General features: G+C 54.1%; 9 protein-coding genes and 1 tRNA gene. 2 read left to right on the top strand and 8 right to left on the bottom strand.

Going from position 1 to position 14,085, the window contains the following annotated elements; all coding sequences use genetic code 11:
- Window positions 1–101: 101 nt before the first annotated feature.
- From BM322_RS00825 to BM322_RS00805, 5 genes are all read right to left on the bottom strand, one after another.
- Window positions 102–2,609 (bottom strand): DNA translocase FtsK, encoded by a 2,508-nt coding sequence (locus tag BM322_RS00825; protein WP_075428014.1) that lies wholly within the window; start codon window positions 2,607–2,609, stop codon window positions 102–104.
- 83 nt (window positions 2,610–2,692) lie between these two features.
- Window positions 2,693–3,973 carry an amidohydrolase gene (locus BM322_RS00820; protein ID WP_075428013.1) on the bottom strand — a complete coding sequence of 427 codons (1,281 nt, stop codon included), beginning with the start codon at window positions 3,971–3,973 and terminating at the stop codon, window positions 2,693–2,695.
- A gap of 27 nt (window positions 3,974–4,000) precedes the next feature.
- A complete protein-coding gene (locus BM322_RS00815; protein WP_075428012.1) occupies window positions 4,001–5,242 on the bottom strand; it encodes an adenosylhomocysteinase in 1,242 nt (413 codons plus the stop codon).
- Window positions 5,243–5,312: 70 nt separating this feature from the next.
- The gene (gene surE, locus BM322_RS00810) at window positions 5,313–6,077 is read right to left on the bottom strand and encodes a 5'/3'-nucleotidase SurE (RefSeq protein WP_075428011.1); all 765 of its coding nucleotides are present in this window, start codon (window positions 6,075–6,077) and stop codon (window positions 5,313–5,315) included.
- Between the two features lie 67 nt (window positions 6,078–6,144).
- Window positions 6,145–6,220 (bottom strand) — tRNA-Lys (locus tag BM322_RS00805).
- 185 nt (window positions 6,221–6,405) lie between these two features.
- Between BM322_RS00805 and BM322_RS00800 the strand changes: the two genes are divergently transcribed.
- Together BM322_RS00800 and BM322_RS00795 are read left to right on the top strand one after the other, a co-directional pair.
- The gene (locus tag BM322_RS00800; RefSeq protein ID WP_075428010.1) at window positions 6,406–7,902 is read left to right on the top strand and encodes a DNA methylase; all 1,497 of its coding nucleotides are present in this window, start codon (window positions 6,406–6,408) and stop codon (window positions 7,900–7,902) included.
- Window positions 7,899–8,309 carry a hypothetical protein gene (locus tag BM322_RS00795; RefSeq protein WP_075428009.1) on the top strand — a complete coding sequence of 137 codons (411 nt, stop codon included), beginning with the start codon at window positions 7,899–7,901 and terminating at the stop codon, window positions 8,307–8,309. Before BM322_RS00800 ends, BM322_RS00795 begins: the two co-directional genes overlap by 4 nt.
- Before the next feature lie 13 nt (window positions 8,310–8,322).
- Here BM322_RS00795 and BM322_RS00790 read toward each other — a convergent pair whose 3' ends face one another.
- The 3 genes from BM322_RS00790 to BM322_RS00780 all read right to left on the bottom strand — a co-directional run bounded on the left by BM322_RS00790 (window position 8,323) and on the right by BM322_RS00780 (window position 14,076).
- Complete coding sequence (locus BM322_RS00790) at window positions 8,323–8,937, bottom strand: hypothetical protein (RefSeq protein WP_075428008.1); 615 nt, start codon at window positions 8,935–8,937, stop codon at window positions 8,323–8,325.
- Between the two features lie 69 nt (window positions 8,938–9,006).
- A complete protein-coding gene (locus tag BM322_RS00785) occupies window positions 9,007–11,181 on the bottom strand; it encodes an ATP-dependent helicase (RefSeq protein WP_075428007.1) in 2,175 nt (724 codons plus the stop codon).
- A gap of 120 nt (window positions 11,182–11,301) precedes the next feature.
- Window positions 11,302–14,076: a molecular chaperone gene (locus BM322_RS00780; RefSeq protein WP_075428006.1), complete on the bottom strand. Its 2,775-nt coding sequence runs from the start codon at window positions 14,074–14,076 to the stop codon at window positions 11,302–11,304.
- Window positions 14,077–14,085 lie beyond the last annotated feature (9 nt).

Here is a 14,085-nt window from a genome sequence, read left to right as displayed (position 1 = left end):
CAGTGACTTTATCACTGTTGTGTTTATAGAACATCTAGTTGATTATTTTACCATATTTTTCCACGCTTGTGAAACGTTTTATTACAGGTTTACGATTTGCCTTATGAAAGGCTGGCCGCCACTTCCTGCGCCTGCTCCGTCGTCATGAGGATCTCGCGGGGCTTGCTGCCGACATTCGGGCCGACGATATGAAGTTCCTCCATGGTGTCGATGAGCCGCGCTGCCCGCGTATAGCCGATGCGGAACCGGCGCTGGATACTCGAGGTCGATGCCTGTCCCGTCGACATGACGAGATTGATGGCATCCATCAATAGCTCATCAGTCTTGGGCGCGTTGCTGCGGCCGCCACTCTCCTCAGCCTGTTCAGCGGCCAAGGCCTGCTCGGTAAAGGCAACGATTTCCTCGTTAGTCTCCATTTCCTGTCCCTGGGAACGGATAAAGTCTAAGAGGCCCTCCACTTCCTCATCGCTGATAAAGGCACCCTGCACGCGGCGCGGTTTCGATGCGCCGACTGGATAGAAGAGCATATCGCCGCGGCCCAGCAGCTTTTCTGCACCGCTGCGGTCAAGGATCGTGCGCGAGTCGATCTGGCTCGACACGGCAAAGGAGATACGCGAAGGAATGTTAGCCTTGATGATGCCCGTGATGACATCGACGGAAGGACGCTGGGTGGCCAGTACCATATGGATGCCAGCCGCACGGGCCTTCTGAGCCAGACGGCAGATGGCGTCCTCCACATCATGGGGAGCCACCATCATGAGGTCAGCCAACTCGTCGATGATGATGACGATGGCCGGCATCTTATCGTCGGGGAACTTCTTATTATATGTGTCCATATTGCGGACGTTGTGCTCGGCAAAGCTGGCATAGCGCTTTTCCATCTCCTGCACCGACCAGTTGAGTACCGAGGCCGCCTTCTTCGGGTCCGTGACGACTGGCACCATCAGATGTGGAATGCCATTATAGCCTGAGAGCTCGACCATCTTCGGATCGACGAGAATGAACTTGACCTCATCAGGCTTGGCCTTGAACAGCACGCTCGTAATCAAGGTGTTGATGCAGACGGACTTACCGGAACCCGTGGCACCAGCGACGAGCAGATGCGGCATCTTGGCAAGATCGGCAAAGATGGCTTGACCGCCGATATCCATGCCAAGGCCCACGGTCAGGCGGGATTTGGCCGCCTCGAACTTTGGGCTTTCTAAGACCTCGCGGAGCTCAACGCCCTCGAGCTCCTTATTCGGCACCTCAATGCCGATAGCTGATTTACCTGGGATCTGCTCGATGCGCACCGACGATGCCGCCAAACGCAGGGCAATATCATCGGCAAGATTCGTGATCTTGCTGACCTTGACCCCAGGTGCCGGCTCAAGCTCATAACGCGTGACTGCTGGGCCATGGCAAGCATTGATGATGGTTGCCTTGACCTTGAAGTCCGCCAGCGTCTGCTGCAAGGTACGCGCATTGTCCTCAATCTCGATTTCAAGCGCCGCATTCTTTTTCTTCGCATGCTTGGACAAGAGCTCCGTGACCTTTGGCATCTCATAGGGCTTAGCGGGCGGCTGGGCCACTTCATTTGCCTTCGCCGCAGCCTCTGAGCCATCGAGCACAGCTGCTGCCGGGCGAATTGGTGCAATCTCACTGTATTCGGGCATCGGCGTCGGATTCTTGCGCATGGGCTTTGGCGACGGTGCGACCACCGGCTCGGTATGCGGCGCCGTCACGTGATTTGCCGGTATCTCCAGTTCAGGCTCGTCTTCATTGCTGCGCCCATATTCAATCGTGAACTTAGGTACAGGCGGTTCTTCAGGCAGCGGTGCCGGTTCTGGTTCCGCCACGACAGGTGCCGCTGCGTCCATCTCCGGTGCCAGCTTAGCCGGCATTTCCTCTTCCTCCGCCTGCGCAAAATGCGTATCCCGCTCCTGATTGTAGAACGAATTCTTGACCTTTTCCTTGACCGCATCGACGACGCGCTCTTCCACGCGGCCGCTGACATCGGCCACCTTCTCATAGGCCACCGAGACAGCTTCGCCAGCAGCACTAGCCCCCTTGGCCGCAGTCTGCTGGGTCTTCATAAGGCCTGTGGCCAGCGACCAGGTCGTCGAGAGCAGGATGGAGCCGATCGTGCCGACGCCGAGCAGGATAATCGAACCATCGACGCCAAAAAACTTGCGCAGGACAAACAACAGGCCGCCCCCCGTAAGGCCGCCGCCGCGCGGCAGGCTGTCAGGCAGGATTTCCTCGCCAACGGGAATGACAAAATGATGCCAGATGGCCAGCACCGATAAGAATAAAAGTCCGAGACCAAAGAATCGCGGCGAATAAACAAGGCCATGATGCTTGGCCATATACTGATAGCCGATCAGCAGGATAACCAGCGATATGATGACAGCGCCAATGCCAAACAGATAATGCAGGCACTTGGCAAAATACACCCCGACAAAGCCGACATTCAATCCGAACAGGCCACAGAGCGAGATAAGACTTACGGCCACAAAGGCCAATCCTGCCAGTTCGTACTTACGGCCCGGATTGGCCGGCTTCACCTCGGCCTTTGCCGCCGTCTTGCGCCGCCGCGTCGTTTTCCGTTCCGTCGTCTTCTTTTTCAAGGGATCACCTCTTTCTTGCTAACACTAAATATGACGCAAAAGGGATGCCTTCCCCGCAGGAAAGGCATCCTTTGCGATTTCACTTACTTCGTCAGATGATCAGCACAACGCTGCGCTTCAAACAAGATGCGCTCTTCATCAAGCGTCTTGAGCTCATGCTTCTCCATCAGCACCTTGCCATCACAGATGACCGTGTCGACGGAGCTCGAATTGGCCGAGTAGACAAGCAGTGACACAGGGTTGTTGCGCGGACACCAAGCCGCACTGTTCATGTCGAACAGCGTGATATCGGCCTTGCATCCCTTCTCCAGGCGGCCGATGTCGGGAATGCCGACAGCCTGGCCGCCGAACTCCGTGCCCATCTGCAGGGCCTGGAAGGCCGGAACGGCTACCGGATCTAAGCTGTGCACCTTGTGCAGCATCGCCGCCAGGTTCACTTCCTCGAGCATGTCGAGGTTGTTGTTTGACGAGGCACCATCAGTGCCGAGCGCTACGCAGACGCCTTCGTCGAGCAGGCGCGGTACCGGAGCGACGCCACTGGCCAGCTTCATGTTGCTGCCAGGATTGTGCGCCACGCGGATGCCGTATTTCTTGATGATTTCGATATCGTTGTCGTCGAGGTGGACGCAATGGGCAGCCAGTGTTCCCTTGCCTTCGAAGATACCCGTCTCAGCTACCCAGTCAAAGGGGCGGCGGCCATATTCCTTGAGGGAGCCATTGACTTCATCGAGCGTCTCATGCATGTGGATATGGATTTCCGCATCGAGCTCCTGTGCCTTGGCCGCAACCTTCTTGAGGAACTCCGGCGGGCACGTATACGGCGCATGCGGGCCGAACATGACCGTGATGCGGCCATCGGCTGCCCCATGGAAATTGCGGTACAGCTCGACGTTCTCTTCGAGCTTCTTCTCCCCATCCGGTGCGACACCGATGATGCCGCGCGACAGGACACCGCGCAGGCCGGCATCCATCGTTGCCTCAGCCACGCGCTCCATCCAGGGGCCATACATATCGGCAAAGGTCGTCGTACCCGTGCGGATCATCTCGAGCATGGCCAGCATAGCACCCCAATAGATGTCGTCAGACGTCATCTTGGCCTCAGCCGGCCAGACCTCGTTGTTGAGCCAGTCCATAAGGGCCATATCGTCAGCATAGCTGCGCAGCAGCGTCATTGACGTGTGCGTATGCGCATTGACAAAGCCCGGTATAGCCAGATGATCCGTGCCGTCGATGACTTTGCCCGGACGGAAATCCTCGGGAACATCGCCTATCCCCGCGATGCGGTTGTTGTCGATCATGATATTCGTTACTGGCGTCGTGCCGTCCGGCATTACCGCGCAAACGTTTTTGATCAGTGTTTTCATGTTACTCTTCCTTCCCTTACTTGTATGTTATTCGAGATTCAGATAAGCACGCTGCTCCGGCGTCAGCACGTCAATGCCTACGCCGAGGGCCTTGAGCTTGATCTCCGCAATCTTCGTATTGATCTCTTCGGGCATCAGATAGACGTCCGGTTTCATTTCCCGGCCATGATTCAGCAGATGCAGTGCCGAGAAGAACTGTACACCAAACGAGAGATCCATGATCTCAGCCGGATGGCCATCGCCTGCTGCCAGGTTGACCAGGCGGCCTTCGGCCAGCAGGTAGAGCTTGCGGCCATCGGCCATTTTGAATTCTTCGATGTTGTTGCGGACCGTACGGCGCAATACCGAGCAGCCCGCAAGCTCAGGGATATTGATTTCGCAGTCGAAATGACCCGAGTTAGCCATCATCGCACCGTTCTTCATGACCTGGAAGTGACGCTCGCAGATGACATCCTTATCTCCCGTCAGCGTCAGGAAGATGTCGCCGATCTTGGCGGCCTCATCCATCGGCATGACGCGGAACCCATCGAATACCGCCTCGATGGCCTTGATGGGATCGACTTCCGTGATGATGACGTTGGCCCCAAGGCCGCGGGCGCGCATAGCGCCACCCTTGCCGCACCAGCCGTAGCCGGCAATGACAACATTCTTACCCGCGATGACGAGGTTCGTCGTGCGCATGATGCCGTCCCAGGTGCTCTGGCCCGTGCCATAGCGGTTGTCAAACAGGAATTTCATATAGGCATCGTTCGCCGCGATCATCGGGAACTCCAGCTTGCCCTCTTTGGCCAGGCCGCGCAGGCGATGGACACCGGTGGTCGTCTCCTCCGAGCCGCCGATGATGTTGGGCAGCAGCTCGCGGCGCTTCGTATGCAGCAGATGCACGAGGTCGCCGCCGTCATCGATGATGATGTCCGGCTCGATGTCCAGGGCCTTATCGATGAACGTGAAGTATTCCTCTTCGGTGCAGCCATGCCAGGCAAAGACGTTGAGACCGTCCTCGACGAGAGCCGCAGCGATGTCGTCCTGGGTAGACAGCGGATTGCTGCCCGTGATGGCAACTTCTGCACCAGCATGCTTGAAGATCTCTGCCATATAAGCCGTCTTGGCCTCAAGGTGCAAGGTGATGACCATCTTCTTGCCAGCAAAAGGCTTGGACTTCGAGAACTCCTCATCAACAGCTGCCATGACCGGCATGAAGTTCTTTACCCACTCGATCTTGTCATGTCCCGAAGGTGCCAGCTTGATGTCACGAATCATAGATTCCATTAGAAATTCCTCCCCGTTCATGTCAATCAAATCTAATTTATTTTATCACGAAAACCTGTTTGCGGCCACTTTATTTTTCCAGGCGCTTATCGAGCTCCATATAATCGGTGATGTCAATAATCAGCGGCGTCACTGAAATATAGCCGTGCTCCGTAGCGTAAATATCCGTCGCGCTGCCTTTATCCGAATCATAGATCTCGCCAGCCATCGTATAAAAGACATGTCCATTCTTTTCCTCCCGCTCAAAGGCATTGAGATAATCGCGCTTGCCCTGGCGGCCAAAGACATACTGCGGGCGACCATCCTTGAGCTGTTTCGGGAAGTTGACATTATAGAAAACAGGCTTAGCCGTTTGACTTGTCAATTGACCGGTCAACTTTGACAAGTCAGCGGCAAAGATTGCCGCCGCCTCGTCATAGGACAGCTGGCTGTCAATATCGAGGGACAGGGCCACCGACGAGATATCATGTAGATAGCCCTCCATGGCCGCGCCGACCGTTCCCGAGTAAAGCACATCAGTGGCCAGGTTCGCCCCATGATTGATGCCTGACACGACAAGATCCGGCTGCTTATCGCCTGCGATTGCCTCAAGATAGAGCTTGACGCTGTCTGTCGGCGTACCGTCAACCGCAATTGCCGTAATGCCATAATCTGTCTCGAGCCGTTCATGATGTTTGACCTCCATCGGCGTGCCCACCGTCAAAGCATGGGCCATGCCGCTCTGCTGGTACATCGGTGCCGAGACAATGACCTCATGCTCCTTGTAGAGCGCCTTGACCAACGCCTCGATGCCTTTAGCGTCAACACCATCATCGTTCGACAAAAGAATACGCATACCAAACCTCCATAAGCAAAAATATACAAAAAAGGCCGCCCATACTATGGACAGCCCCAAATCTCAATGGTGACCCACCACGGAATCGAACCGTGAACCTACTGATTAAGAGTCAGTTGCTCTGCCAGTTGAGCTAGTGAGTCGATTTTCTTCAAAGCCTTTCGGCTCCGTCCCTCAAGGACAGGTATTATATTAACACCATTATTTTTCAATGTCAACACTTTTTTGAATTTTTCCTGCCGACAATAAAAAATACAAAATAGCGCTTGTGTTCTATTTCGTCCTATGCTACGGTAATAGTAGCAAGTATGTTCGAAAGGAGATTCCCATGACTGCCTCATCTGTCTATGCGGCCATCGACCTAAAATCCTTCTATGCCTCGGTCGAATGTCACGACAAAGGCCTCAATCCGTTGACGACGAACCTTGTCGTCGCCGATGCCAGCCGCACGAACAAGACCATCTGCCTGGCAGTATCTCCGGCACTCAAAGCCTATGGCATTCCTGGTCGAGCAAGACTGTTTGAAGTCATCGAGAAGGTAAAACAGGCCAACCAACTGCGGCTGGCCAAGGCGCCAGCGCATCGCTTCACAGGGAAATCCGCCGATGCCGCGGAGCTTGCCGAGCATCCTGAGATGGCCATCGATTTTGTCACAGCGGTGCCTCGCATGGCCCGTTATATGGAAATCAGCACCGAGATCTATACACTTTACCTCAAGTTTATTGCCCCTGAAGATATCCACGTCTACTCAATTGATGAAGTCTTTATCGACCTTACGCATTACCTGTCGACCTACCACTGCTCAGCTGAGGAACTGACACGCCGCATGATCCATGCGGTCTATGAGTCTACCCAGATCACGGCCACGGCCGGCGTCGCCCCGAACCTGTACCTTAGCAAGGTCGCGATGGATATCGTTGCCAAGCACATGGCCCCTGACGCTTATGGCGTCCGCATCGCAGTGCTGGACGAAAAAAACTACCGGCAGACCCTCTGGAACCATCGACCCCTTACCGATTTTTGGCGCGTTGGCCGGGGCTATGCCAAAAAACTCGAGCAGCATGGGCTCTACACCATGGGGGATATTGCCCGCTGCTCGTTAGGCAAAGCCACGGATTTTCATAACGAAGAACTGCTCTACCGTCTCTTTGGCGTCAATGCAGAGCTGCTCATCGACCATGCCTGGGGTTATGAGCCCTGCACCATGGCCGCCATCAAGGGCTATAAGCCAGCGGCCACCAGCATCGGCTCCGGTCAGGTGCTCCAAAGCCCCTATCCCTACGATAAGGCCGCCCTGGTGGCCTGGGAAATGACGGACCTTTTGGTCCTGGAACTGGTGGATAAGAAATTATTGACCAGTCAACTCATCCTTGACGTGGGCTATGATATTGAAAACACGCGTAAAAACTATCGCGGCCCGCTGCACCGTGACCACTATGGCCGCATGGTGCCAAAGCCCGCCCACGGCAGCAGGCAGTTTGCCACTCCTACCGCCTCATCCGCACTGCTGTTAAAAACTGTCCGGGAACTCTTTGCCGCCATTGTGGATAAAGATCTATTGGTGCGCCGCCTGACCATTACCTTTGGCGACACCATTTCCCAAGCCGCCTATCAAATCGCACCGCCACCAGCAGAACTTGACTTATTTGCCGAACCGGAAAAAACAGAACTTAATCAGTCAACTGTCAAAGAAGCCTCCATCCAGCAGACCATCGTCGCCCTCAAGAAACGCTTTGGCAAAAATGCCATCTTAAAGGGCGCCAACCTGCAGGAAGGAGCCACTACCATCAGCCGCAACAATCAGATTGGAGGTCATCGGGCATGAAGGAACATCATCCCAAAAACTACGACGATATCATTAACCTTCCCCACCATGTCTCCAGCTCTCATCCCCCTATGCCACTTGCCAAGCGGGCCGCACAGTTTTCCCCCTTTGCGGCGCTGACGGGTTACGAAGAGGCCGTGCGGGAAAGCGCCCGCGTTACCCTACCGCCTCCAAACCTTGCCGACGACGAACTAGAACTCTTAAACCGCCAGCTCCAGCAGGTTCTCGCCAGTCCAGCGCACCAGGCGGCCATTACTTATTTTGTGGCCGATTCATACAAAGACGGCGGCCGCTATGAAACGCGAACCGCCGTCATCAAAAAGCTCGATAACCCGCGCCAGCAATTATTGCTAACCGATGGCACAGGCATCGACCTTATTCATATTGTCCGCATCCAGCCCGTATGAGCTGGATGTTTTTTTAGCGATATTGCAAATCGCGGTTGCCGTTCCGGACTTCTTCCGAAACCGGCAGGCTTGCCTCATAGCGGCGGATAATGACCGTCGTCGTCATGACACCAGCCAGCAAGATGATTGCCGCCAGCAAGATGACCCGCATGGTGGAATTATCCGAATCGCTGTCGCCATCAAACAGACCGCCAAGACCTTCCTGCACCGTATCGAGGGCCGGACCAAAGCTCTGAATAGCATTATAGGTGTTATAGGCCTGAGCGAAGGTATTCCAGCCGGCAACACCAAGATTCATCAACGATTTTTCCCGGGCAAAGTTTATCCAGGACTGAATCGTGATGATGATGCCCGAGCCAATGGCCGGCACGATAATCATCAGATAGATGAGGCTGGACAATACGCCGAGCATGCTGGCGGGCAGATACCCCGTCGATACGGCAATATAGGAAACGACAATCGCATAGACGAAGGTAAAACCCACCGCCGACTGGATGGCTCCGCACCATGCCAGCAGGCGGATCCAGCCGCCAACTGCCTTGGACTCCGCCCAAATGCGCCCGACGTTGCGGGCATTCAAAAAGCTGATGACCAGATTGAGAATCATCACGCCAATCAACATAGCCATAAAATTTCCTCCTTCGACTTGTACAAAACTTGTAACTATTCATTATCACATATATCCATTATAAAGCGCTTAGGAAATCTTTTCCAGCTTAGCCTTAAACGAGATTTCCCGCGGGGTATCGATGTCGGAAAACTTTATTCGATAAGCTCCCTTGTCGCTATTTATGGAAAGTATCTCCCCTTCCCCCATGATGCGGTGCAGCACCTTGTCCCCCTTGACAAATACCGCCTTTTTCGGGGCATTAGCCTGGGCCATGCGCCTATCCATGTCCCGGATATAATCCCGGGCATCCTGACGGGTAAGCGCCGAAATAGGCTGGGAAAATTCCAACAGTTCATCGTCAAGCTCCAACAGGAACCGTGAGGGATACCGCAGGGATGCATCGAAGTTGAGCCCCGAGGCCGCCGACAGATAAAGCCGTTTCTGGGCCCGGGTCACGGCGACGAATGCCAGCCGCCGTTCCTCCTCCATCGCCTGCTGAGTCCGCGTCTTCCGCGAGGGGAAGATGCCTTCGTTAAGGCCGCAGAGAAACACATAGGGAAATTCCAGGCCCTTGGCCGCATGAACGGTCATCAGCTTCACCTTGTCTCCCGTTTCTGCCGTATCGCTGTTGGTCAGCAGAGCTACCCGAGAAAGATAATCCTCCAGCATCGCCTCTTCGCCGCAGGAAGTCTCATATTCGTAAACGGCCTGCTTGAGCTCGGCTAAATTATCGAGCCGCTCCTGACTGCCCTCGGTGCGCAGCATGGTCTCATAGCCGCTGGCATCAAGCAGTGCCGCCAGGACCTCCGACACTGGGCGGCCGTTATAGGACGAGGCATATTCCTCGATGAGTTCCACAAAAGCTCCCGCCTTAGTCCCCTTAAAGAGCTCGTGTTCAAGATTTTTCTTCAAAGCCTCATAGAGACTGCAAGCATTTTGCGCGGCATACTCCTGCAAAAACGCCATGCGGCGCTCGCCGAGGTTGCGTTTGGGGAGATTAGCAATGCGCAGGAACGACAAATCGTCGCGATAGGCAATCATGCGCAGATAAGATAGCGCATCCTTGATTTCCTTGCGGTCAAAGAAATGGATACCGCTGTAGAGCGTATAGGGAAGTTCTGCCTGCAGGAAGACTTCTTCTAGGGAACGGGTCAGATAATGGGCGCGATAAAGGACGGCAATCTGGCGGTAGGGCACGCCCTGTTCATGGAGCTTTGCAATCTCCTGGGCAATCCACTTAGCTTCCTGTTCCGGAGAATCGTTGCTGGCACAGAGCACACTTTCCCCATTGGAAAGCGTCGGGCGCAAGTCCTTTTCAATGCGGTTGCGGTTATGGGCAATGAGGTCATTGGCCACCGCTAAGATTTCCGGAGTCGAGCGATAATTTTCCATCATGTAGATGGTCTTAGTGGGCAAAAACTCCTGGTCAAAATCCAGCAGATAACGGATATTAGCCCCGCGCCAGGTGTAGATGGTCTGGTCGGGATCCCCCACCACAAAGAGATTCTTATGATAGCCACAGAGTATCTTCATAAGCCGGTATTGGAGCTCATCGATATCCTGAAACTCATCAATCATTATGTATTCAAGCCGCTGCTGCCATTTGAGCCGCAGTTCTTCCTTCTGCTCGAAGATGTAGAGGGTGAACTTGATGAGATCGTTGTAGTCAAGGCCAAAGCATTTCTTTTCCTGGTATAGATACCCATAGAAAATAATATCCGCAGGCTCCACGGCGCCCTCGTATTTTTCCTTGATCCCCTCTAGGGACATGGCAATCATATCCTCGTAATACTTAGGCTCCGTGAAGATCTTGCGTATCTCGATCATATCCCGGGCCTTGGCAAAGGTCATATCCCGCAGGGACAAATGCCGCTCCTCATAGATAATTTTGAGCATGGCATCAATATCGCTGTTGTCGAGCACCAGAAAACTTTTCGGATACTGCACCGCATGGCTGTCCTCTTGGAGCACCGACACGCAAAAGCCATGGAAGGTGTTGATATACCCCGTGTCATTATCTCCTGTCAGCAAGTGGATCCGCTTGCGCATTTCCGTTGCCGACTTATTGGTAAAGGTCACGCAAAGGATATTGCCCGGCATGATGCCAATCTCATTGACCAGATAGGCAAATCGCTGGCTAAGCGCCCGGGTCTTCCCCGAACCGGCTCCTGCCAACACCCGCACGTATCCCTCTGTCTCTGTTACCGCCTCCCGCTGTGCCTTGTTGAGCCCTGCCAAAAGCTCTGCTTGCTCGTCCGCCATAGTCAACCTCCCTGATCTTTGCAGTATCTTGCATCATCTATTAGTAGTTTGACATGGTTTGCGTCACTTTTCAAGAGCTGGCTAATATGGATAATCGCACAATCTGCGCGTCTTTTCTGCTTATTTCGTTCCATCAAAGAAACTATTCATCCAGCCATCATTCTCAAAACTCTGGAATTTCTCTTTGCCCAGCATCAGCGTTTCACCTTCGCGGTAGACAGGGACAATCATAAAGCCCCATTCCTTCGGTTCCGACCAGATAAAGAACTTCGCCTCCCGATGGATGATGGTATCCGTATCGTCCTGGGGGATGTGGTCACCATAGATGGACTCGATTTCTTCCTGGGTCTTGGGCTCAAATTCTGCCTGAGTGCAGGTATAGGTGAAGTTATAACGGTTATTGCCCCCCTCATCTTTGAGGTACAGCATGAGCGTAAGGTTATCCATATTCCGTGAGAGCTCGCCATGACTGATACCTGCCATGCCATCAATCAGCGCGATTTCCTCCCCGTTATGGGTAAAGCCTGTAAGCCGGTATGGCAGTTTCGGCGGCTGGCTGATAATATGCACATCGGCATAGCCGTATTTCTTGTCCCGCAGATATTTGAGCGCCCCATCGATGCAGGTCATCTTGAGTTCCCGGCAGTCCGAGCTGTCCCCGGATTTGCGCTTGGACTTGATGACTCGTCCCGGCACGAATTCCTTGAGCGAGTCGCGGAACAGGTCGATCTTGCAGGATTGACCGGTCAATTTGATGATGCTGTAATCCTCGATGTCACCGCTTTCATAGAGCGGAGCAAGGAACCGGGCGATAACGCCGTAGATATCCGGTGTCAGCAACAAATTGACGTCAAAGATGCTGAAGACGATGTCCTTGAGCTGCTTGACCGTGACCATGCCCCCCGCCTGATGAACGGCCAGCTTCCACTTATCCATGGACAGGACAATGGATTCGCCGTCGTCGATGGGGATTTCCCGCCGCAGCTGCCAATTGCGTCCCGGCAATTCGTGATTACCCTCAGCAGTCAAGACAATCTTGAGCGCACCCGCCTTTTCAAAAAAGGCTTTCTTGACCTGCTCGGCGCAGTGAAACAGGAAATAGAAATTATTCTTTACCTTGAAGTAGTCGGTACGGCTCTCTTTCTCCCAATCCTTGAACCGTGTCGGCAGGATGGCCTCTACAGCCCCATAAGCCTTGTCGATACCCTGGTATAGCGATTCGGTGCCATTCTCATCGACACTGCGGAAGATATCGACATCAAAGGCCCGTAGCAGTTCCTTGCTCTGAGGAATCTGACGCAGCTGCTCGCGGGCCTGGGCATCCACGGCAGCATGAGCACCGTAGACCTCATGCTGCAGGGCCCAGCGGCCATCCTGGCTGTGTTTGTCATATTCGCCCGCCAGCTGCTCAGCAATCTTTAGTTTCAAGAGCTGCATGATACGATAGGTCAGATTGTTGCCGCCAAAATCCGTATCACCGTTCTCATAGGCCGTCTCAATGTCAATCTTGTAGGATACACGCTGGTCATCGACGCGGAACTTGCAGGAAGAAAGGTCCGTGGTGCCGCCGCCACAGTCGATAATCAGAGCATGATAGAGCTGATTCTTGCGAGCCTTCTTCTGCTCGATAAGCTCGCTGACCGTATTGTAAAGCACCGATACCCCCTCATCGATAGCGTCATGCTCCACGGCATACTCGGGCAGGATCTGGCGGAAGAGTTTCTGGAACAGGTACTTCTGCTTGACAGGACTTGATATATGGATGCCCTCGATGCGGCATTTGAGACGATTTTCCAACGCATGGATGACATGCAGGAAAAAAGCCCGCAGGATTTCCTTGCGGGGAACAAAGGCGCGCCTGCCATGACGGTCAGTGATTTCCTCATCTTTCTCATAGTCGGTAATCCAGCGCTTCATATCATAAAAGACGCAAAAACCCTCATCGATATAGCTATCAGCAGCCATCTCCACGGCATCATAGCCGAAAAGATACTGGGGCTCCTCCTGATCCTGCAGGGAAAGAACAGATACCACACTGGGCAGCAGATTCGTCTCGGCAAAATCATGGAGCCGGTCGTAAAAGATAGCATAGTTGATTTCGTTTTCGCGGATTCCCGGCGGCGTTTCCAGCTGCTGGCTCTCAAAGTAGAGGTGGTCGAGATATGCCCCAGCAGCGGTATTTGAGGTGCCAAAGTCAATGGCAACTGGCAGGTGCAGTGTCTTGGGCTCACGGACGATAAAATCCACCAGCGGCACCTGCGCCATGCGAATATTCTCGGGCGTATAAGTCATCTCGCCGCTGTACAAGCGGAAAATCTGTGCCGATGCTGACCGGTCAAAAAACAGCAGGGTATAGCGCTTGACCGCCGCTTCCTTACAGGGCAGGCAGGCCTCCTTGCGCAGATAGAGATAGTCCTGTGCCTTGCCCTTGGGCTCGACATTGAAGATACCGCAGAGGTTCCTATCCCCATCGACGACCAGCGCATTGGTGCCGATGAGATCTGGCAGATAGCGGACCTTCAGATTGTCATAGAAATCCACGGCTAGCTGCTGCCAGACGATGAACTTGCCGCTGCACTCCGGATGCAGGGCGCTATCTTGCTGCCATGCGGTTTTCTTCAGCGCTGCCTCCAACGCCTGCCAGCCCTTCTCCGAATACTTGCGGATCAGCAGATTGTCATCGGCCCCGCGATAGCGCATGATTGTCTCAATCAGCGCCTCCTTGTCCATCGGGTTGACGATGCCGACGATGACTTTCTCGCGCCGCGCGATTTCCTGCAGCTGCACCGTTGACATGCCCAAAAGCTCCCGGCGGTAATAGCGTCTTGTCCCTTCACTCGTATTGGTTTCGATTTTCCCGTTGCGATTTAACGTATATCCTATCTTCCTAGCCATACCATTCTT

The sequence above is a fragment of the Selenomonas sp. GACV-9 genome, assembly GCA_900116485.1.
GTDB lineage: Bacteria > Bacillota > Negativicutes > Selenomonadales > Selenomonadaceae > Selenomonas_A > Selenomonas_A ruminantium_G.
This window is presented reverse-complemented; position numbering and strand designations above follow the sequence as displayed.

Bases quoted from the DNA above. Each gene is read 5' to 3' on its own strand.
- BM322_RS00815 (WP_075428012.1), bottom strand. From the start codon at position 5,242: ATGGAATCTATGATTCGTGACATCAAGCTGGCACCTTCGGGACATGAC.
- BM322_RS00780 (WP_075428006.1), bottom strand. From the start codon at position 14,076: ATGGCTAGGAAGATAGGATATACGTTAAATCGCAACGGGAAAATCGAA.
- BM322_RS00790 (WP_075428008.1), bottom strand. From the start codon at position 8,937: ATGGCTATGTTGATTGGCGTGATGATTCTCAATCTGGTCATCAGCTTT.
- BM322_RS00795 (WP_075428009.1), top strand. From the start codon at position 7,899: ATGAAGGAACATCATCCCAAAAACTACGACGATATCATTAACCTTCCC.
- BM322_RS00785 (WP_075428007.1), bottom strand. From the start codon at position 11,181: ATGGCGGACGAGCAAGCAGAGCTTTTGGCAGGGCTCAACAAGGCACAG.
- BM322_RS00800 (WP_075428010.1), top strand. From the start codon at position 6,406: ATGACTGCCTCATCTGTCTATGCGGCCATCGACCTAAAATCCTTCTAT.
- surE (WP_075428011.1), bottom strand. From the start codon at position 6,077: ATGCGTATTCTTTTGTCGAACGATGATGGTGTTGACGCTAAAGGCATC.
- BM322_RS00820 (WP_075428013.1), bottom strand. From the start codon at position 3,973: ATGAAAACACTGATCAAAAACGTTTGCGCGGTAATGCCGGACGGCACG.